At 74.2% G+C, this 20,918-nt stretch carries 16 protein-coding genes and 1 pseudogene; 11 read left to right on the top strand and 6 right to left on the bottom strand.

What is annotated here, in order from left to right; all coding sequences use genetic code 11:
• The 4 genes from F8274_RS20325 to F8274_RS20310 all read right to left on the bottom strand — a co-directional run.
• Nucleotides 1-299, bottom strand: a 299-nt coding sequence (locus F8274_RS20325; RefSeq protein WP_151463957.1) for a hypothetical protein, incomplete at its 3' end; no start/stop codon positions are given.
• Nucleotides 300-402: 103 nt separating this feature from the next.
• Nucleotides 403-1,989, bottom strand: a complete 1,587-nt coding sequence (locus tag F8274_RS20320; protein WP_151463956.1) for an MDR family MFS transporter — start codon at nucleotides 1,987-1,989, stop codon at nucleotides 403-405.
• Nucleotides 1,990-1,997: 8 nt separating this feature from the next.
• A complete protein-coding gene (locus F8274_RS20315) occupies nucleotides 1,998-2,645 on the bottom strand; it encodes a TetR family transcriptional regulator (RefSeq protein ID WP_151463955.1) in 648 nt (215 codons plus the stop codon).
• Nucleotides 2,646-2,717: 72 nt separating this feature from the next.
• Nucleotides 2,718-3,893, bottom strand: a complete 1,176-nt coding sequence (locus tag F8274_RS20310; protein ID WP_151463954.1) for an alcohol dehydrogenase catalytic domain-containing protein — start codon at nucleotides 3,891-3,893, stop codon at nucleotides 2,718-2,720.
• Between the two features lie 376 nt (nucleotides 3,894-4,269).
• Between F8274_RS20310 and F8274_RS20305 the strand changes: the two genes are divergently transcribed.
• From F8274_RS20305 to F8274_RS20285, 5 genes are read left to right on the top strand one after another with little or no spacing between them, the layout of a single operon-like run.
• Nucleotides 4,270-5,742, top strand: a complete 1,473-nt coding sequence (locus F8274_RS20305; RefSeq protein ID WP_151463953.1) for a glycosyltransferase family 39 protein — start codon at nucleotides 4,270-4,272, stop codon at nucleotides 5,740-5,742.
• Nucleotides 5,743-5,796: 54 nt separating this feature from the next.
• Complete coding sequence (locus F8274_RS20300; protein ID WP_225853882.1) at nucleotides 5,797-7,707, top strand: glycosyltransferase family 2 protein; 1,911 nt, start codon at nucleotides 5,797-5,799, stop codon at nucleotides 7,705-7,707.
• Nucleotides 7,704-8,810 carry a glycoside hydrolase family 26 protein gene (locus F8274_RS20295; RefSeq protein WP_151463952.1) on the top strand — a complete coding sequence of 369 codons (1,107 nt, stop codon included), beginning with the start codon at nucleotides 7,704-7,706 and terminating at the stop codon, nucleotides 8,808-8,810. Before F8274_RS20300 ends, F8274_RS20295 begins: the two co-directional genes overlap by 4 nt.
• Before the next feature lie 2 nt (nucleotides 8,811-8,812).
• Nucleotides 8,813-9,979 (top strand): glycoside hydrolase family 26 protein, encoded by a 1,167-nt coding sequence (locus F8274_RS20290; RefSeq protein ID WP_225853881.1) that lies wholly within the window; start codon nucleotides 8,813-8,815, stop codon nucleotides 9,977-9,979.
• 52 nt (nucleotides 9,980-10,031) lie between these two features.
• Nucleotides 10,032-11,243, top strand: coding sequence for a glycoside hydrolase family 26 protein (locus F8274_RS20285; RefSeq protein WP_225853880.1), 1,212 nt, complete (start codon nucleotides 10,032-10,034; stop codon nucleotides 11,241-11,243).
• Between the two features lie 12 nt (nucleotides 11,244-11,255).
• Here the strand turns inward: F8274_RS20285 and F8274_RS20280 are convergent, their stop codons facing one another.
• Together F8274_RS20280 and F8274_RS20275 are read right to left on the bottom strand one after the other, a co-directional pair.
• Complete coding sequence (locus F8274_RS20280) at nucleotides 11,256-11,882, bottom strand: hypothetical protein (RefSeq protein ID WP_151463951.1); 627 nt, start codon at nucleotides 11,880-11,882, stop codon at nucleotides 11,256-11,258.
• A gap of 84 nt (nucleotides 11,883-11,966) precedes the next feature.
• Entirely contained in the window at nucleotides 11,967-13,274 is a 1,308-nt protein-coding gene (locus F8274_RS20275) for an aminotransferase class V-fold PLP-dependent enzyme (protein ID WP_151463950.1), read from the bottom strand.
• A gap of 133 nt (nucleotides 13,275-13,407) precedes the next feature.
• Between F8274_RS20275 and F8274_RS20270 the strand changes: the two are divergent.
• From F8274_RS20270 to F8274_RS20245, 6 genes and pseudogenes are all read left to right on the top strand, one after another.
• Nucleotides 13,408-14,267, top strand: a pseudogene (locus tag F8274_RS20270) (alpha/beta hydrolase family protein); the annotation flags it as partial.
• Nucleotides 14,268-14,284: 17 nt separating this feature from the next.
• Nucleotides 14,285-16,072, top strand: coding sequence for a LuxR family transcriptional regulator (locus F8274_RS20265; protein WP_225853879.1), 1,788 nt, complete (start codon nucleotides 14,285-14,287; stop codon nucleotides 16,070-16,072).
• Between the two features lie 89 nt (nucleotides 16,073-16,161).
• On the top strand, nucleotides 16,162-16,815 hold the full coding sequence (locus tag F8274_RS20260; protein WP_151463949.1) for a bifunctional 2-polyprenyl-6-hydroxyphenol methylase/3-demethylubiquinol 3-O-methyltransferase UbiG: 654 nt from the start codon (nucleotides 16,162-16,164) through the stop codon (nucleotides 16,813-16,815).
• Between the two features lie 288 nt (nucleotides 16,816-17,103).
• Nucleotides 17,104-19,383, top strand: coding sequence for an FAD-dependent monooxygenase (locus F8274_RS20255; protein ID WP_151463948.1), 2,280 nt, complete (start codon nucleotides 17,104-17,106; stop codon nucleotides 19,381-19,383).
• Entirely contained in the window at nucleotides 19,380-19,700 is a 321-nt protein-coding gene (locus F8274_RS20250; RefSeq protein WP_151463947.1) for a putative quinol monooxygenase, read from the top strand. Before F8274_RS20255 ends, F8274_RS20250 begins: the two co-directional genes overlap by 4 nt.
• Nucleotides 19,697-20,918: cytochrome P450 (locus tag F8274_RS20245; RefSeq protein WP_151463946.1), on the top strand; the 1,222-nt coding region annotated here is incomplete at its 3' end. The genes F8274_RS20250 and F8274_RS20245, both read left to right, overlap by 4 nt.

Genomic DNA, 20,918 nt, shown 5'->3' with positions numbered 1-20,918 from the left:
GCCGCCCACGCCGCGAGCCGGTCCCGCAGCTCCGACGCCGGCGTGCCGTCGACGTGCAACCGGCACACGCCGCCGTCCAGGTGCAGGTCGAGGCGGACACCGCCGGACCGCAGGCCGTGACCGTCGAGCGCCATGGAGAGCAGGCTCGGGGTGCGGATGTCCAGCCCGCGGAGGGTGGGCCAGGGCAGGCGCAGGAACCGCCGGAAGGGCCGGCGCAGGTCGATGCCCGAGCGGTCGAGGACGGCGGTCAGCCCGGTCGTCTCGCCCGTGCGTCGCGGATGTCCATCGAGGAGGGTCACATGTGGTATCGCGAGCGATGACACGGGGTCATAGTTGCATCCGGCGGCGGGTCCGCGCAGCCCCGGGACCGGTGGCTGTGCGGACCCGCCGCCGGACGTCCCGTCAGTGGGTGAGGCCGGCGGCCTGCGCCGCCTCCTCCTGCGCCCGCCGCTCGTCGCCGCTGAGGGTGTGCAGCGGCTTCTCCTTGATGAAGAGCACCACGACCATGGCGAGCAGGGCCAGCGGCGCGCCGACCAGGAACAGCTCGGCCGTGGCAGTGCCGTAGACGTCCTGCACGACCCGCAGCAGCGGCTCGGGCAGCGTGGACAGGTCCGGCACGGCGGCGGACGAGCCACCACCGGCCGCGGCCGGGCCCAGGCGCTCGGTCATCAGCTCGGTCACCCGGTTGGCCAGAACGGCGCCGAGGGCGCTCACCCCGATGGCGCCGCCCATGCTGCGGAAGAACGTCAGCACCGAGGTGGCCGCGCCCAGCTCGTTGGCGGGCACGTCGTTCTGGGCGGCCAGCACCAGGTTCTGCATGAGCATGCCGACGCCGATGCCGAGCACCGACATGTAGATCGAGACCACCATGACGCCGGTGCCGGCGCCGATGGTGCCGAGCAGCAGCATGCCGGCCGTCATGACGGCGGCGCCGGCGACCAGGAAGATCTTCCAGCGTCCGTACCGGGTGATGAGTTGGCCGGCGACCGTCGACGAGACCAGCAGGCCGAAGATCATCGGCAGGCTCATGAGGCCGGCCACGGTCGGCGACTTGCCCAGGGAGATCTGGAAGTACTGCGACAGGAAGACGGTGCCGCCGAACATCGCCACGCCGACCAGGACGCTGGCCACGGTGGACAGCGAGACGGTCCGGTTGCGGAAGATGTCCAGCGGGACGACCGGCTCGGCGGCGCGCGACTCGACGAACACGGCCACGGCCAGCACCGCGACCCCGCCGCCGACCATGAGCGCCGTCCAGCCGGAGGCCCAGGCGAACTTGTGCCCGGCCAGCGACGACCAGACCAGCAGCAGCGAGACGCCCGTCGTGATGAGGGCGGCGCCCAGCCAGTCGATCCGCACCTCGCGGCGGACCACGGGCAGGTGCAGCGTCCGCTGGAGCAGGAAGATCGACAGGAGGGTGAACGGGACGCCGATCAGGAAGCACCAGCGCCAGCCGAGCCAGGAGGTGTCGACCAGGACCCCGCCGATGAGCGGCCCGGCGATGGTGCCGACGCCGAACACGGCGCCGAAGATGCCCGCGTACCGGCCGAGTTCGCGCGGCGGGATCATGGCGGCCATCACGATGGTGGCCAGCGCGGTCATGCCGCCCGCGCCGACGCCCTGCACGACCCGGCTGAGCAGCAGCACCTCGACGTTCGGGGTGAAACCGGCGATCAGCGAGCCGATCACGAACAGGCCCAGGGACGACTGGATGAGCAGCTTCTTGCTGTAGAGGTCGGCCAGCTTGCCCCAGAGGGGCACGGTCGCCGTCATGGCCAGCAGTTCCGTGGTGACGATCCAGGTGTAGACGGTCTGGCTGCCGTTCAGGTCGGCGATGATGCGCGGCAGCGCGTTCGCCACGACCGTGGACGCCAGGATCGACACGAACATGCCCACCATGAGGCCGGAGAGGGCCTGGAGTACTTCACGGCGGGACATGCGGGCCGGGCCGACCTCGGCGGCGTCGGCTGGCGCGGTGGGTGCGGACATGCGGTTCCTCAGCTCGGAGTGCGGGACGGGTGGGGCTCCGGCGTGCCGGGATCCGGCAGGCCGGCGGCGAGGGTGTCGAACGCCTGGTCGACCAGGTCGGCGAGGGACCGGGCGCCGGCGGTGGCGGCCCAGCGGAGCGCGGCGGCGCGGAACGCGGCGCCGGTGACGGTGGTGAGCAGGGCGGGGAACCCGTGGTCGGCTGGCACGCCCACCCGGGCGGCGACGACATCGGTCATCGCGCGTTCCGCCTCGGCGCCCGCCGCGACGAGGCGGGGCAGCAGGGCCGGGTTCCGCATGACCACGTCCATGCGGAGCAACCACAGCTCGCGGTCCTCCTGCAACTCCTCGACCACCTCGCCGAGCGCCGCGCGGATGGCGGCGAGGGCGGGCACCTCCGGTGGCACCTCGGCGAGCCGCGCCACGAACCGGGCGTTGAGCGCCGCCTGGTCGCCGACGAGCGCGTCGTCCTTGCTCGGGAAGTAGTTGAAGAAGGTCCGGGAGGAGACGTCCGCCGCCGCGCTGATCTCCTCGACGGTCACCTGGTCGAGACCGTGCTCGGCGACCAGGCGCAGCGCCGCGGTGGCCAGCGCCGTGCGGGTCCGCCGCTTCTTGCGGTCGCGGAGGCCGCCGTCGGCGGGAGGGCGGTCCAGGGTCACCGGGCGACCCTACAGGCGATCTTGCAGGCTGTGCAAAGTTTCGTACGCTGAAGTGAGCTGGCCGACAGCGAGTCACGGTCCCGGCTCGAAGACGGCGCGGACGCAGCCGTCGAGCCGGTTCCGGAACGTGTCGTAGCCGAGCGGCGCCCGGTCGAGCGGCATCGGGTGGGTGGCGAGGTGTTCGGTGACCAGCTCGCCGCGCGCCATCCGGTCCAGCAGCATGGGGATGTACCGGTGGCCGTGCTGCCGGGCGCCGCGCAGGGTGAGGCCCCTGGTGACGACGGCGCCGAGCGGGAACCGGTCGACGGCTCTGGCGTACGTCCCGAGCAGGAAGACGTTGCCGCCCTCGCGGCAGTGGTAAACGGCCTCGCGGGCGGCCGCGGACCGGTCCGGTCCCGGCCGGAGCCGCTGTCCGAGCCGGGCGGACCGACCCCACCGGCCGCCGCCGGGCGCCGCCGCGCCGGCCGCGTCGATGCACACGTCCGGGCCGCGCCCGCCGCTGCGTTCCCGCAGCTCACCGCCGACGTCCTGGGTTCCGGGGTCGAGGGTCTCGACGCCGAGGTGCCGCTCGGCCATCCGCAGCCGGTCGGTCAGGGGGTCGATCACGACGACCCGCTCCGCGCCCAGCACCACGGCGGCCCGCGCCGCCAGCTGACCGACCGCACCGGCGCCCCACACCGCGACCACGTCCCCCGGCCGGACGCCACCCAGGTCGGCGGCCATCCAGCCGCTCGGGGCGGCGTCGGAGGCGAACAGCGCCCGCTCGTCGGTGACGCCGTCCGGGACGGTGAAGGCGCCCTGGTCGGCGTACGGGACCCGGGCGTACTCGGCGTGGCTGCCGGCGAACCCGCCGAGGGCGGGCGAGGAGCCGTAGCAGCCGCCGGGGGAGAGGACTCCCGCCGGCTCGCCGAGGGCCGGGCCGGCGCCGCCGTTGTCGCACAGGGAGAACTGCCGCCGCCGGCAGGGCCCGCACCGGCCGCAGGACACGACGGAGCAGACCACGACCCGGTCGCCCGCCCGGTGCCGGCGTACCCGCGGCCCGACCTCGACCACCTCGCCGAGGAACTCGTGCCCCAGCACGTCGCCGCGGCGCAGCAGCGGGAGGTGGCCGCCGAGCAGGTGCAGGTCGGCGCCGCAGGTGGCGCTCCTGCGCACTCGGACGATCATGTCCTGCTCGTTGCGCAGCTCCGGGTCGGGGACCTGGGTCACGGCCAGCTGGTTCACGCCCCGCCAGACCAGTGCCTTCACGTCGCCCCCCGGCTCCCCTGGCGGGTGGCCAGCCGGAGCGGCCGGTCAGTCGCCCGTGGTCCGTCGGGACCGATGCTCGCATGAAAACCGCGGCCCGGCGGTGGTTCGGAGGAGCTCCGGACCCCCCGTCTTCGGGGCGCGGGGGACGGCGCGCCGGTCGCCTCCCCCGTCCGGGGTATCGGCCCGTCCGGTTCGTCGTATATGAGCGTTATGTCGGAGTGACTCATTAAGCTCCACGGTGTCATCCAGTCATCGACCCGGGACTACCGGTGCCGGCCGCGCCACGCGGTCGCACCGTCGCCAGCACGCCGATCCGGCGTCGCCCCGGGACGGCTGGAACCAGGTCGCCGGCACCCACAGGGATGCGTGAGTCACGATGATGGACGCGGACACCATGGTCCTACCCCGGCTCGGGTCGGGAGAGAGCCGGGTCGAGGACCCGTGGGGCGAGGACCGCGCGGCCGGTCCCCGGGCCAGCGGCCAGCGTCCGCCGGCCGACAGCCTCCGGTGGCGGCTCGCCGCATGGCTGCTGCCGGCGCTGCTGGCCGGCGGGCTCGGCGTCGTGGGCGCCGGCACTCCCGGCCTGCGCCTGGCGGAACTGGCGACCTGGCGGGCCGCCACCTCCCCGTGGCCGGACGGGCTGCCGGGCGGCGACGTCACGCTCGTGCCGTACCACCTGCTGATGCGCGCCTGGGCGGTGGCGTTCGGCACCACCGACCTCGCGCTGCGCGTACCGTCCCTGCTCGCCGTGGCGGCGGCCGCCGCGCTCGTCGGCGCGCTGGCCGCCCGCATGTTCGCGCCGGGCGCGGGGGTCCTGGCCGGGGTGATCTTCGCGCTGCTGCCGAGCGTCACCCGGTACGCCCAGGAGGCCCAGCCCTACGCGCTGGCCCTGTTCGCCGCGGTGCTCGCCACCTGGTTCCTGCTGCCCGCCCTCGACCGCCCGAGCCTGCGCCGCCTCGCCCCGTACGCCGCCGCGGTGGCCCTGCTGGGCCTGTGCCACGCGGTGGCGCTCCTGCTGCTCGTCGGGCACGGCTGGGTCGTGCTCGCATTCCGGCGGGGGATGACCGGCCGGTGGCTGGCCGCCGCCCTCCTCGGCGCGCTCCCCGCCGCCGGGCTGCTCTGGTCCGGGGTACGCGCCGGCGGGCAGGTCGCGCCGGCGGCCCGCCCCGACCTGGCGGCTCTCGCCGCGACCCCCCGGGAGTTGTTCGGCGTCGCCGCGCTGGGCGCCGTGCTGCTCGGGTTGGCGCTGTTCAGCCTCCCGCTGCGGCGCGCCGCGGCGATCTGCACCGCGTGGGCGGTGCTGCCGCCGCTCGGCCTGCTGCTCATCGCGCAGGCGACGCCGGTCTGGTCACCGTCGAGCCTGCTCTTCACGCTGCCGGCCTGGGCGACCCTGGCCGCGGCCGCTCTGTCCCGGGTGCGCCCTGCCTGGTGGGTGGTGGCGGTGGCCGCGCTGGCCCTGATCGTCGCACCGGCCCAGGCGGCCGTCCGCGCGCCCGACGGGCACGGGCAGGCCACCCGCGAGGTCGCCGAGATCGTCGGCGCCCGGCGGCTGCCCGCCGACGGCGTGGTCTACGGCGACGCGGACGCGCGGACCGTGGTGGCCCGCTACCTTCCCGCCGACCGGCGGCCGACGGACCTGTTCGCCGCGGCGCCGCCGCGCGGCTGTGCCGGCTGCCTGTGGGGCGTCCGGCGACTGTGGGTGATCCGCCCTGGCGAACGCACGGATCCCGTGCCGCCCGTCGGCGGCGCAACGGAGCGGCTGCTGCGCAGCGGATACCAGGTGGCGCAGGTCTGGCACCCGGCCGGGTTCACCCTCGCCCTCCTGGTGGACGACCGCACCGCCCGCTGACCGAACACGACCTTTCAACCCCACTGCCCGCTCAGGGTTCGTGGCGAGATCACCATGGGGGAAAACGTGGCCATCGCCGCTGATACACGCCCGTCCCGGGCCAGCACGCCGGGCAGCTCAGGCAACCGTCCGTCGGTGCTCGCCCCGGCCGGACCGTCCGCCGGGAAGGGACCGGACCGCCGGCAGTTGAACATCCGGGCCCGCCTGGCGTACGCCAGGTGCGGCGCCACCGCCGGGCCGCTGGCCGCGCCGTCGCGCCCGGACGCGGCGGTGGAGTTCCGGCACGCCGCCTCGCCCGCGGCGCGGCTCGTGCTGACCCTGCTCGTGCTGCTCAACAGCGCGGCCGGGCTGTTGTTCGTCGGCTGGCTGCTGCTGCCCCAGCACGTGCCCGGCCCGGGCATGGTCGGCGGCGGCTGGGAGATGATCGCGGCCCGGCTGGGCTTCTGCGTGGTCGTCGGCGTGGAGTTGATCCGCCTGGCGCAGAACGTGGTGGTGTGGGTGTTCGCGTTCCACGCCCGGGACCCGGTGCCGGTCGACCCGCCGGTCGGGCTCCGGGTGGCCCTGCTCACCACGATCGTGCCCAGCAAGGAGCCGCTCGACGTGGCGGAGCGGACGCTGCGGCGCCTGCGGGAGATCGTCTACTGCGGACAGGTCGACGTCTGGATCCTCGACGAGGGCGACGACCCGGCGGTCAAGGAGATGGCCGCGCGGCTCGGCGTGCACCACTTCAGCCGCAAGGGCCGGCCGGAGTACAACCAGCCCGGCGGAGAGTTCCGGACCCGGACCAAGTCCGGCAACCACAACGCCTGGCGGGCCGAGCACGAGGGCCGGTACGACGTGGTGGCCAACGTCGACCCGGACCACGTGCCACTGCCCAACTTCCTCGAACGCACCCTCGGCTACTTCCGCGACCCGGACGTCGCCTTCGTGGTGACCCCCCAGGTCTACGGCAACATGCACCAGAACTTCGTCGCGCACGGCGCCTCGGTGCAGCAGTACCTCTACAACGGCCTCATCGCCCGCGGCGGCAACGGGCTCGACGCGCCGCTGCTCACCGGCACGGGCCACCTCTACCGGCCGGCGGCCTGGCGGACCATCGGCGGCTACCAGGACTCCATCATCGAGGATCACCTGACCAGCATCCGCATCCACGCCGCGACCAACCCGGAGACGGGCAACAAGTGGAAGGGCGTCTACACGCCCGACGTGGTGGCCATCGGCGAGGGCCCGACCTCCTGGGCGGACTACTTCAATCAGCAGAAGCGTTGGGCGGCCGGCATCTGCGAGATCCTCGTCCGGCCCGAACTGCGGGCACCGCGCGAGCTGCCGTCCCGGCGCCGCTGGCAGTACCGCCTGCTCCAGTTCTACTACCCGAGCGTCGCGATCAGCCTGCTGCTGGGCAACCTCGCCACCGCGATGTACCTGCTCACCGGGGTCGGTTCGGCGCAGCTCGACGTCACCGTGTGGTCGGTGCTCTGGGGCTCGACGTTCGGCACCTGGTTCGTGCTGTGGCTCTGGCTCCGACGCTTCAACATCGCCCCGCACGAACGGGAGGAGATCGGCATCGTCGGCATGGCGCTGGCGCTGTTCGCCGGGCCGATCTACGTGGCCGCCGGGTTCACCGCGCTGCTGCGCCGCAAACTCGGGTTCGTGGTGACGGCCAAGGGGAGGCTGCGCACCGTCGAGTCGTTCCGCACGTTCCGGCTGCACCTCTGCTGGGCGGTCGTCTCCGCCGGCCTGCTCGGCGCGAGCTTCGTGCTGGACAACAGTTCGCCCCTGCTGCGGGTGTGGCCCGTCCTGACCCTCCTGACCGGCCTCGGCCCGCCCCTGATCGCGCTCGCGTCGAACCTGCGGGCCAACCGCCGGCAGGACGACGAGGTGGTCGTGCCCGCCCCCGCTCGCGGGAAGGACGAGGAGGTCCACCCGCCGAAGTCCCGGGTCCCGGCCGAGGGGGTTCTGCGATGATCCGATTCACCTTTCCGCGGGTCGTCATGGTGTTGACCGGCGCGCTGCTGCTGACGTACGCCTTCGCCATCGCGCCCACCACCGGCTCCGAGGGCCGGGGCGGGGCGGTGACGGCCGAGGCGAAGGCGCCCCGGCCGCGAGGGCCCTTCCCGCCGGCGGGAAAGGCGTTCATCGGTGTCATGACCGACAAGGGTCCCCACGACTTCGCCCCGGTGGACCGGTTCACGGCGGCCGCCGGGCACCAGCCGCAGGTCATGCTCTTCAGCGAGGGGTGGGCGTCCGCCACGTTCGACCGGGCGCTCTTCGACCGGATCCGCGACCGCGGCATGATGCCGATGCTCGGCTGGGAACCCTGGGACTACCGGCTGGACGAACGGGCCCGGCAGCAGAAGCTCACCGCCCAGCAGATCGACGCGGTTCGCTCGGATCAGCCCAGCTACCGGTTGTCCCGGATCGCGGGCGGCGAGTTCGACAGCTACGTGCGGTCCTGGGCGGAAGGGATCAAGTCGCTCGGCTACCCGGTGGCCCTCCGCTTCGCCCACGAGATGAACGGCTACTGGTACCCGTGGTGCGAGCTGGTCAACGGCAACCGGCCCGGTGACTACGTGAAGGCCTGGCGCCACGTGCACGACGTGTTCCGGGCGGTCGGGGCCACGAACGTCACCTGGGTGTGGAGCGCGAACGTCCGCTACACCGACCTGACCCCGCCGATCTCCACCTACTACCCGGGTGACGACTACGTGGACTGGGTGGGTGTCACGGGCTACTACGGCAAGTACGACTTCGCGCCGTACCTCTCCTTCGAGGGGGTCTTCAAGAAGACCATCACCGAGCTACGCACCGTCAGCAGGAAGCCGATGGTCATCACCGAGACCGGTGGGTCCGACCACGTCGGGCGCAAGGCCGAATGGATCAGGGATGCCTTCCAGACCCTGCCCAGGTACCCGTTCATCATCGGGCTGATCTGGTTCGAGGTGAACAAGGAACTGGACTGGCGCATCGTCAGTTCCCCGGCCGTGTCCACGGCCTTCGCCGGCGCGGTCGCCGCCCCTCGCTACCAGGTCACCTGGTCGCCCGACATGGTCTCGCGGACGAAGGAGTAGCGGTGCGGAGGTTGACCGCCGCGCGGGCCGTGCTGGTGCTGACCGGCGCGCTGCTGCTGACCTACGCGGCCGCCGTGGCGCCGACCCCCATGTTCGGGGGCCGGGAGGACGGCCGGTCCGACCGGCCCGTGACGGCCGAGCCGGGATCCCCGCCCCGGCCGGCGAAGGCCGAGCCGGAGGAGTCGCCCCGGCCGGACGCGGAACCCTTCCCGCCGGCCGGCAAGGCGTTCATCGGCGTCATGACCGACAAGGGCCCGCACGACTTCGCGGTGCTGGACGCGTTCACGGCGGCCGCGAAACACCAGCCGCAGGTGATGCTGTTCAGCGCGTCGTGGAACGTGGACACCTTCGACCGGACGCTCTTCGACCGGATCAGCAACCGGGGCATGCTGCCGATGCTGGGCTGGGAACCCTGGGATTACCGGGTGGACAAGGCGGCCCGCGAGAAGAAGCTGCCGACCCGGGAGATCGACCAGATCCGGTCCCACCAACCGGCCTACCGGCTGTCCCGCATCACGGCCGGGGACTTCGACCCCTACCTGCGGTCCTGGGCCGAGGGGATCAGGTCCCTCGGCTACCCGGTGGCCATCCGGTTGGCGCACGAGATGAACGGTGACTGGTACCCGTGGTCCGAGGCGAGCAACGGCAACCGGCCCGGCGAGTACGTCCAGGCGTGGCGGCACGTGCACGATCTCTTCCGCGCGGCGGAGGTGACCAACGTGACCTGGGTGTGGAGCCCGAATGCCAGCTGGGACGGGTCGCTCCCGAAGCTCGCCGGGCTGTATCCGGGCGACCACTACGTCGACTGGGTGGGCATCACGGGCTACTACGGCATCGGGGCCTACACGCAGTACCGGTCCTTCGATTCGATCTTCGGTCCCACCATCTCCGAGATCCGCGCGTTCAGCCGGAAGCCACTGGTCATCACCGAGACCGGCGCCTCCGACGCCACGGGGCGCAAGGCCGAATGGATCACGGAGGCGTTCCGGGCCCTGCCGCGTCACCGGGACATCCTCGGTCTCATCTGGTTCGAGGTGGACAAGGAGCTGGACTGGCGCATCGTGAGTTCGCCGGCGGTGACGCGGGCCTTCGCCACCGCGGTCGCCGACGCCCGCTACCGGTTCAGCTGGTCGCCGGAGCTGCTCCCACGCACGAAGCTGGACGACTAGTTTTCCGGACATAAGGGCGTAATCGGCATAAAGTGGTTCGAGATTCGAGCGGGTGACCGGCGCGGACGGGGAACTCGGTGGCGGTGGAGAAGGTGGTGACGTGCTACGGCTGACCAGGCCGCGGGTCCTCATGATGGTGATCGCCGCGCTGCTGCTGGCCTACGCCCTCGCCCTGGCGCCGGTCGTCACAGGCAGGGGCGGGGAGGGCGCCGCGTCCCGCGCGCCGACGACAGCCGAAACGGGCGCCGTCGTGCCGGCCGGTGCCGAGAACCCCCCACTCCAACTGGCCGCGGAACTCTTCCCGCCGGCCGGCAAGGCCTTCATCGGCGTGATGACCGACAAGGGCCCGTACGACTTCGCGGCGGTGGACCGCTTCGCCGCGGCCGCGCGGCGCGAGCCGCAGGTGATGCTCTTCGGCGTGGGCTGGGAGTCCGGCACGTTCGACCGGGTGCTCTTCGACCGGATCAAGGACCGCGGCATGCTGCCCATGCTCGGCTGGGAACCCTGGGACTACCAGGTGGACCAGGCGGCCCGGAAGCAGAAGAAGCTGACCGTTCGCCAGATCGACCGGGTGCGCTCCACCCAGCCGCGCTACCGCCTGTCGCGGATCGTGGACGGTGAGTTCGACAGCTACCTGCGCTCCTGGGCCGAGGGCGTGAAGTCCCTCGGCTACCCGGTCGCCATCCGGTTCGCCCACGAGATGAACGGCGACTGGTACCCGTGGGGCGAGAAGGCCAACGGCAACCGGCCCGGCGAGTACGTCGAGGCCTGGCGCCACGTGCACGACCTCTTCGAACGGGCCGGCGCCACCAACGTCATCTGGGTCTGGAGCCCGAACGCCCGGTGGAGCAAGACGACCGGGCACCTCGCCGAGCTCTATCCCGGCGACGACTACGTCGACTGGGTCGGCACCACCGGCTACTACGGCACCGGGGCGTGGTCGGGGTACTCGCCGTTCGACGCCATCTTCGGCCCCACGATCGCGGAGATCCGTACCTTCAGCCGGCGGCCGCTGGTCGTCACCGAGACCGGCGCCTCCAACGCCGGGGGGCACAAGGCCCGGTGGATCAGGGAGACCTTCCGGGCACTCCCGAAGCACCGGGACGTCATCGGCCTCATCTGGTTCGAGGTGGACAAGGAGATGGACTGGCGGATCGCCAGCTCGCCCGCCGCGGCCACCGCCTTCGCCCAGGCGGTCGCCGCACCCCGCTACGACTTCCGCTGGTCACCGGACCTCGTCCCGCGCACCGACCTGGACGGGTAGGCCGCCCGCCGGTCAACCGTCGCGTCCCGGCTCCGGTCCCGTGCCGGGGAGCAGCCGCGCGGCGGCCCGCCGCAGTGGCCGGCCGTCCTTGGCGATCTTCTTCATCCGACGCCACGTCGTACGCCCCGGAGGGCCGGCCGGCCCACCCTCGGCGTCGGCCGGCCGCTGGGGCGTCCGGGGTGGCGGTTCCGGCGCCGGCGGCACGGGCGGGGCCACCCCGGCGGCCGCGCTGGCGGCGGTCCCAACCACCGCCTCGACGATCTGCGGGTTGCGGTCGACGGTGCTCAACGCGCGGTCGAGGATGCCGTTCAGCTCGTCGAGCCGGACCTCCAGCATCGCCTCTGTCGTCACGCCGCGGACGTCGATCCGGACCGTGCCCAGCCGGGCCTGCACCCCGACGTCGAGCTGGAGCAGGCCGCCCAGCCGCGCCCGCAGGGACACGTGGGCGTCGAGGTCGTCGCCCTCGGCGCAGATGTCGTCCACCCGGAGGTGGGGGATCTGGAGGACCACGTCCGGGTCGGACATCGTCGGAGCGCTGTGGTGCAGGTCGGTGAGCTGCGGCCGGTCACCCTCCCCGCCCGGGCGCGCCGCCGCCGCTCCCGTGCGCGGCACGCCCGGATCCCGCCTCCCGTTGCCCACCTGACCTCCGTCGCCCTCGCCGGCCGTCGGCGTGCCATTCCCGGAAAACCCGCGGGCACACCTGCCGGTCGCGGCGGAGGGGGCTCAGACCAGGCCGCGCACCGCCTTCACCGCCGCGTCCACGTCCGCCTCGCTGTTGGCGATGGTCGCGCCGAACCGCAGGTAGGAGGGGTTGTACGGGGTGCTGCTGGCGATCACGCCGGCGGCGTACAGCCGGCCCACCGCCTCACCCACCGGGATGTCGGGAACGGCGCAGCAGACCACCCCGGCGGAGAGGTCGGGCGAGCGCGGCGTGACCAGCCGGATCCCGCGGATGCCGGCCAGACCCTCCTTGAGCCGGCCGGCCAGCTCCCGGTTCCGCTCGGCGACCCGCGCCGGACCGATCCGGTGGTGGAACTCGAACGCCTCAGCGAGCGCCCAGCGGTGCTCGAAGCTGTGGTAGCCGCCCGGCGTGTGCGCGGGCCCCGGAGGCGTTGGCTGCCCGCCCGTGCCCGCGTACAGCCACCGGCCGATGCTGCGCCGGTCGAAGGCGGGGATGACCGGGGTCATCCGGCTCCACGCCCGGGTGCTGCCCCAGACCAGGCCGGTGCCCCGCGGCCCGAGCAGCCACTTGTGGCAGCCGGACACCAGCACGTCGCAGCCGAGCTGCTCCGGCGTCGCCGCGTCGGCACCGAAGCCGTGCACCCCGTCGACGCAGACCAGCGCCTCGGGGCTGCGCGCGCGGACCGCCTCGGCGAGCTGCCGAACCGGCAGCTTCACGCCGGTGCTGGAGTGCACCCAGGTGAGCGCGACGACCCGGGTGCGGGCGGAGACGGCCGCCGCGAGGTTGCCGACCATCTCGTCGACGGTGGTCACGGCCGGGTCCCGGTAGAGGCGCACCCGGCGGACGGCCACCCCGTCCCGCTCGGCGCGCAGCCGCACCGACTCGTGGGTGGCGTAGAAGTCGTGCTCGGTGGTGAGCACCTCGTCGCCCGGCCGCAGCCGCACGGCCGTGTAGACCAGGCCGAGGCCCATGGTGGTCGAGTCGGTCAGCGCGATCTGGTCGGGGCGCGTGTCGAGGTGGCGGGCCGCCGCCCCGAGCACCGCACCGTCGAGGCGTTCCTCGTTGGCGCCCAGGTAGCCCATGGCGTCCCGGTCGAGCCCGTCCCGGTGCGCGGCGACGGCGGCGCGCACCGGGGCGGGGTGGGGCGCGAAGACGAAGGTGGCGAGGTGCGCCCGGCTGCGGTCGAGCGCGAACTGGGCCCGGACGCTGTCCCAGCTCGCCGGGTCGAGGGCCGGAGCGGAGCTGGGCGGCCCGGCTGGCTCCCGCCGTTCCGGTTCACAGCCGGTGGCCAGGCCGGTCACGCCGGCCGCCGCGGTCACGCCGAGCAGGTTCCGTCGGGTGAGCTGCATCGGTCCATCGTCCACTGTTGACGTCACGGTCAGGTCACCGAGCCGCGTCGCGGCGCCCGTCGCCCGGCGCGCGACGACCGGTGATTTCGCCGATGCGGTGGTCGGGGGAGCGCTTCAATACTGACGCATGTCGATGGATCTCCCTACCCGACAAGGAGCGACCGACGTGCGACCAGCCACCACCACCCCCCGTCCCCGTACCCGCCTTCTCGCCCTGGGCCGGCTCGCCGCCGCGGCCGTCCTGGCCCTCGGCGGCGCCCTGGCCGTCCCCGCCGCGCCCAGGCCGCCGCCAACCCCTACGAGCGCGGACCCGCGCCGACCAACGCCATCCTGGAGGCCAGCCGCGGTCCCTTCGCCACCTCGTCCTACAGCGTCTCCGGGCTGAGCGTCACCGGCTTCGGCGGCGGGGTCGTCTACTACCCGACCAGCACCAGCGAGGGCACCTTCGGCGCCATCGCCATCTCGCCCGGCTTCACGGCCACCTGGTCGAGTCTCAGCTGGCTCGGACCGCGGATCGCCTCGCACGGCTTCGTGGTCATCGGCATCGAGACCAACACCCTCTACGACCAGCCGGACAGCCGGGGTCGCCAGCTCCTGGCCGCGCTGGACTACCTGGTCCAGCGCAGCACGGTCCGGAGCCGGATCGACGCCAGCCGGCTCGCCGTGGCCGGGCACTCGATGGGCGGGGGCGGCACCCTGGAAGCAGCCGCCGCCCGGCCGTCCCTGCAGGCCGCCGTCCCGCTGGCCCCGTGGAACCTGGACAAGACCTGGTCCGGGGTGACCGTGCCGACGCTCATCGTCGGTGGGGAGAGCGACACGGTGGCGCCGGTCGCCACCCACTCCGAGCCCTTCTACAACAGCATCCCGGCCTCGTCGGAGAAGGCGTACCTGGAGTTGAACGCTGCGAGCCACTTCTTCCCGCAGACGGTGAACACGCCGATGGCCAGGCAGACGGTGGCCTGGCTGAAGCGCTTCGTGGACAACGACACCCGCGCGCCGGCCCGGCGGGCGTGACCTTCCCCCACCCGCTGACCCGGACCATGATCGAGATCGTCGCGCCGCTGGGCGACCGGCAGGCGGCCCACCTGCTGCTGGCCCGGGCTTCGGGCGGGCGGCCGCTGCGCCGGGCGCTGCACCGCGCCGCCGCCACCGACGGCCCCGACCCGGCGCTGGCCGCCGAGTTGGAGGCCGCCGCCGCCGGGGCGGACGACCGGATCGAGGCCGCGGCGGCGTTGCGCCGCGCCGCCGAACTCAGTGACGACCCCGCCCGCGCCGCCGCCCGGACGATCGCCGCGGCCCGCTGCGCCTGGACCGCCGGCCAACCCGACCAGGCCCGGCGCCTGCTCGCCGCGCCGCCCGCCGGCCCGGCTGCGGCCGGCCCGGCCGACCTCCTGCGCGGCGAGATCCAACTTCGCTGCGACGCGCCGTCCACCGCGGTCGCCACCCTGCTCGCCGCCGCCGAGGCGGTCGCGCCGGCCGACCGCGGGGCCGCCCTGCTCGGCCTGGTCCGGGCCGGCGAGGCCATCTGCCTCACCGGCGACCACTACCGGTACGCGGAGGTGGCGCGGCGGGCACGGGCGCTGCGCCGGCCCGGCGACCCGCCGGACGTCGAGCTGCTGACCACGTTCGCGGCCGGCGTCGGGGCGACCCTGCGCGGCGACCACGAACGGGGCGGCCCGGCGCTGCGCCGGGTCGTCGTCCTCGGTGGCCGGCTGACCGGCCCGGCGCTCACCCCGGCCGGGCTCGTCTGCGCCGCCGTGGCCGGGCTGCTCGTGGCCGTGGACGGCGCGGCGCACCGGCTCGCCGACCGCGCCGTCGAGCTGGGCCGGGCCCGCGGCGAACGGTCCGTGCTGCCCCGGGCGCTGGAGCTGCGCGCCGTCGCCGAGTACTGGCTGGGCCGGCACGCCACGGCGACGGAGACCGCCCACGAGGGACTGCGGGAGGCCCGTGCCACCGGCCAGTGGACCTGCGCCCGGGTCCACCTCGGCATCCTCGCCGTGCTGGCCGCGATGCGGGCCGACCGGGCCACCAGCCTCGCCCGGATCGCCGAGATCGGCGACGGCGCCACCCCGGGCAGCCGCCCCTACGCGTACGCGCAGTGGGCGCTCGGCGTGCTCGACCTGGTCGACGGCCGGCACGCCGACGCGGCCACCCGGCTGGCCTCGCTCGCCCGCACCGGCACCGGCCGCGGCCAGGTCCTCGTGCAGGTGATGGCCACGCCGTACCTGGTGGAGGCCGCTGCCCACGACGGCCGGCGGCCCGCCGCGGCGCTCGCCGTCTTCGACCGCTGGGCCAGCAGCACGGCGAGCCCGTCGCGCCGGGCCCTCTCCGCCCGCTGCCACGCGCTGCTCGCGCCCCGCGGCAGCGCCGAGGCCGAGCGGGAGTTCCGCACGGCGCTGCGGCTGCACCCCACCGACACCGACCGGTTCGAGCGGGCCCGCACCGAGCTGCTGTTCGGCCGGGAACTGCGCCGGGCCCGCCGGCCACGGGACGCCCGGGCGTACCTGCACCGGGCGCGGGAGACGTTCACCCTGCTCGGCGCGACCGTCTGGGCCGAGCGGGCCGGCGCGGAGCTGCGCGCGGCGGGGGAGTCGGTCGGGTCCCCGCAACAGCCACCGGCGCAGCTGCTGACCGGCCAGCAGCTGCACATCGCCCAGCTGGTCGCCGAGGGGGCCACCAACCGGGAGATCGCCACCCGGATGTCGCTCTCCACCCGGACGATCGACCACCACCTGCGCAACATCTTCCACCGGCTCGGCGTCCGCTCCCGCACCGAGCTGGCCCGCCTCTTCGCCTAGTCGCCGGGCGCCGCACACCGGGCCGGGGCGCGGTAGGGTGCGGGTCGAGACGGGGTTCCAGCCGCCGAGCCGCACGTCCAGGGGGTCTGGTGAGCGCACGCGATGGCGACGCGCCGCGCGACGAGCCCGTCCACGGCGACCACAGCTACGACGAGCTCTACCGCGACACCGCTGACTCGGGCGGGCCGCCGTGGGACATCGGCGGCCCACAGCCGGCGCTCGCGGCGGTCCTCGACCACGTCAAGGGCCCGAAGGTGCTCGACATCGGCTGCGGCACGGGCGATCTCGCGATCGCCCTCGCCCGGCGTGGCCACCGCGTGACGGCGGTCGACATCTCCCGCGTGGCGATCGACCTGGCCCGCGCCAAGGCCGCCCGCGAGGGCCTGCCGGTGCACTTCGAGGTCCAGGACGCCACCGACCTGTCGCTGCCGTCGGCGCCGTTCGACTCGGTGTTCGATTCCGGCCTGCTGCACAGCCTCCACCGGAACGGCGCCGCGCTCGACCGCTACCTCGCGTCGCTGCCGGGCCTCGCCGCGCCGGGCGCGACCGTCTTCGTGCTGGCCGTGTCGCCGGAGGCGGGCCACGGCTGGGGACTGACCGCGCAGGAGCTGCGGGCGAGCTTCGCCGGGCCGGAGTGGACCGGCACCGACGTCACGAAGATCGACGTGGTCGCGGAGACCGGCGGCCCGACGCTGCACCTGGCCGGTCACCTGCTCCGCACGACCCGCGCGCGCGACGCCTGACCTGTCTGGTCCGAGCTGACCGCCGGCGGGTCGAGGCCCGCCGCTCCCACCACGGCCACCCGGCCGCGCCGCCACGCGCGCACGCGTCCACCGACGACGGTCCGCGTCGCGCACCGTCCTAGCGGCGTCCCGTCCCCGCGGCGTCACCGGGTGGGGACGTCGCGGGGGTCGCCCGTGACGGCCGGTTGACGCGACCTCCGGCAGGGTCGCAGCGCGACGACGTGGTGGCTCGGGCAGCACCGGCCGCGACAGCTCCACCGTCTCCCGCAGGCCGTCGAAGGGGACTTCATGATCAGGACGATGCTCCGGCTGCGCGCGCGTCAGGGCTGCGAGCCCGCCGTGCGGTCCGCGTGGGGGACGGTCGCGGGGCAGGTCGGCGGGCTGGCCGGCAACCTCCGGCACGAGCTGCTGCTCGACGCCCTGGACCCGCGCGGGTTCGTCGTCGTCACCGAGTGGGCCGACGAGGCGGCGCTGCGGGCGTACCGGGACGGGCCGGTGGCCGCGCGGCTGGCCGAGCTGGTCCGGCCGCTGACCGAGCCGGCCGGCCCGGTCGACTATCCCGTGCTGCGGGAGCACGGCACGGGCGACTCGACGGTCTACGTGGACGTCGAGCTGACCGTGCCGGCGCCCCGGCTCGCCGAGTTCCACCGGGGCTACCCGGAGGTCAGGGCGCGGATGGCCGGGATACCGGGGTACCGCCGGGAGCAGTTGCTGCGCGATCCCGGCTCGGACGTGCACCACATCTTCGCCGAGTGGAACAGCGCGGGGGAGTTCCTCCGCTGGATCGCCGACCCGGCCCACGCCTCCGCGCAGGCCGGGCCCATCGCGCCGTTCCTTCTCGACATCCGGCGCCGCCTGTTCCACGTCGTGCCCGACGGGGGCGGCCGGCGACAACCCACCACCGGCAGGGAGGCCGACGTGCACAGGACAACGGACGTACTGGTCGTCGGGGCGGGGCCCGCCGGGCTGACCGCCGCCGTCGAGCTGGCCCGGCGGGGCGTCGACTGCCGGGTGATCGACAAGCTGGCCACCCCGGCCGGGCAGGCGGACAAGGCGATCGGCGTGCACTGCCGCACCATGGAGATCTGGGAGGAGCAGGGCGTCGTCCGGGAAGCCATGGACGCCGGCATCTGGCTCACCGGCAACATGGTCTTCGTCAACGGGGTGGAGACCCACCGGATGAGCTGGGAGCTGCCCGGCCTGCCGTACGCGCACCTCGGCCTGCCCCAGTACGAGACCGAGCGCATCCTCACCGCCCGGCTGGCCACCCTCGGGGTGCGCCCCCAGCGCGGCGCCGAGCTGGTCGACTTCGGTCAGGACGACGACGGCGTGACGGCCACCGTCACCACGGCCGGCGGCGGCACCGAGACGGTGCGCGCGAAGTACCTGGTCGGCTGCGACGGCGCGCACAGCCGCGTCCGGGAACTGCTCGGGCTGACCTTCACCGGCGGGCTGGGCCGGTTCCCCCAGCTGTTCATGCTCGGCGACGTCGACGTGGACTGGGACATGCCCGACGGGCACCTGCTGCGGTTCATGCACGAGACCGACGGCCGCATGGACGGGATGCTGGTCTGCGTCCCGCTGCGCGGCGAGCGCCGGTACCGGATCGCCACCCTGGCCCCGCCCCGGTTCTTCGCGCAGACCGGCGGGCAGGACGCCCCGCCCGGGTTCAGCGCGGAGCTGGGCGCGCCGACCCTGGCCGACGTCCAGGCCGCCCTCGACCACCTGGCCCCGCCCGGCACCCGCGCCTCGAACCTGCGCTGGTCGTCGGTGTTCCGGATCAGCCACGGCATCGTGGACCGCTACCGCGACGGCCGGGTGTTCGTGGTCGGCGACGCGGCCCACCTGCACCCGCCGGCCGGCGGCCAGGGCATGAACACCGGGATCCAGGACGCCTGGAACCTGGCCTGGAAGCTGGCCCTGGCGGTACGCGGGATCGCCGCGCCCGGCCTGCTGGACAGCTACGAGACCGAGCGGCGGCCGGAGGGCGAGGAGATCGTCGGCCGGGCCGTGCGGATGGCGTTCACCGACGAGCTGGACCGCGAGGACCTGAAGCGCCAGTTCCTCCAGGAGATGTCCATGCTGCTCAGCTACGCGGGCAGCCCGCTGGTCGGCGAAACCGTGTCCGATCCGGACGCGCTGGGCGAGGCCCCCCGTCCCGGCGACCGGGCCCCCGACGTGGACGGGCTGCTGCGGCGCGGCGTCGGCCACCCGCTGCGGCTGCGCGACCTGACCCGCGGCACCCGGCACACGCTGCTGCTCTACGCCGACGGGTCGGCCGACGAGGCGGCGCTGGGCGCCATCGCCGAGCTCTGCGCCGACGTGCGGCGGCAGACGGCCGGGGAGGTCGACGCGTACCTCCTGCTCAGCCCGGACGCCGCCGAGCCGCGGCTGCTCGACCCGCCGGCGGTGTGCGACGCCGACGGCCGGTTCCGCGCCGCGTACGGGCTGACCGGCAGCGGGCTGTACCTGGTCCGCCCGGACGGGCACGTCGGCTTCCGCAGCCAGCCGGTCGACGCCGACGCGCTCCGCAAGCACCTGCACCTGGTGTTCGGCGGTGCCCGGTGAGCCGGGTGCGGACCGTGCTCGCCATGCGGACCCGGGAGGGCTGCGAGGAGCGCTTCGAGTCGGAGTGGCGCAGCGCCGCCGAGGAGATCCGCACGCTGGACGGCTGCCTGCACCAGGACCTGGTCCGCGACGCCGACGACCCGCGCAGCTACCTGATCATCAGCGACTGGGCGGACCGCGAGCGGCTGGACGCCTTCGGCCGCAGCGAGCACCGGGACCGGCTGCTGCGCATCATCCGTGAGCTGCGCGAGTCCGCGCAGCGGCACACCTATCAGGTGCTGCACAGCGTGGGCAGCGCACCGGAGGAGGACCGATGACCGAGGACGCCGTTCCGGCGAGCGAGCTCTACACCGACGGGTTCGCCGCCGACCCCTACCCGACCTTCGCCCGGCTGCGGAACGACCGGCCGGTGTGCCCGGTCAGCTCACCGCGCTTCGACTCCTGGCTGATCACCCGCTTCGACGACGCCCGGTCGGCGCTCACCGACCCGCGGCTGTCCAAGGACCTCTACGGTCCCGGCCAGCACTACCTGCGGATCTTCGGCCCGAACTCCGAGGGGTTGAACCGCAACATGCTCAACTCCGATCCGCCGGAGCACACCCGGCTGCGCCGGGTGGTGTCCCAGGCGTTCGCGCCGCGGCGGATCGAGGCGCTGCGGCCGCGGGTGGCGCAGGTCGTCGACCACCTGATCGACAAGATGCTCCCGCAGGGCCAGGCCGAGCTGATGCACGACTTCGCCATCCCGCTGCCCATGACGGTCATCTGCGAGCTGCTCGGGGTGCCGCCGGCCGACCACGACCGGGTGCTCGAGTGGACCCAGGTGATCCGCACCTCCGGCTCGACGCGGCGGCCGCCGCAGGAGGAGCGGGCGGCCGTGCAGGAGGCCCAGCTGCGCCTGCACCACTACTTCGCCGACCTGGTGCGGGCGAAGCGCGACGACCCCGCGGACGACATCATCGGGGCGCTGATCGACGCGGTCGACCGCGACGGGACGCTCTCCGAGGCGGAGCTGGTGACCACCACGTTCCTGCTGGTGTTCGCCGGGCACCAGACCACCGCGGACTTCCTCGGCAACGCGGTGCTCGCCCTGCTCACCCATCCCGAGCAGCTGGAGATGCTGCGTGCCACGCCCCAGCTGCTGCCGGCGGCGATCGAGGAGCTGCTCCGGTTCGACGGCCCGCTGCCGGTGGCCAGCCCGCGGATCGCCACCGAGGACGTCGAGTACGAGGGGGTGTGCATCCCGCGCGGCGCGATCGTCGGCGTGGCGATCAACGCGGCGAACCACGACCCCGCCCATTTCACCGACCCCGACCGGCTGGACCTGCGCCGGGTCCGCGGCCCGCACCTGGGCTTCGGGCACGGCGTGCACTACTGCCTCGGCGTCTCGCTGGCCCGGATGGAGGCGCAGATCGCGCTCGCCGCGCTGCTGCGCCGGCTGCCCGGGCTGCGGCTCGGCGTGCCCCTCGACGAGGTGCGCCGGCTGCCGGCCGCGTCGCCGTTCCGCGGCCTGCTGGAACTGCCGGTCACCTTCGCCG

Source organism: Micromonospora sp. AMSO31t, assembly GCF_008868175.1.
Classification (GTDB): domain Bacteria; phylum Actinomycetota; class Actinomycetes; order Mycobacteriales; family Micromonosporaceae; genus Micromonospora.
Note: the sequence above shows the minus strand (reverse complement) of the source record. Positions and strands in the feature narration are given on the sequence as shown.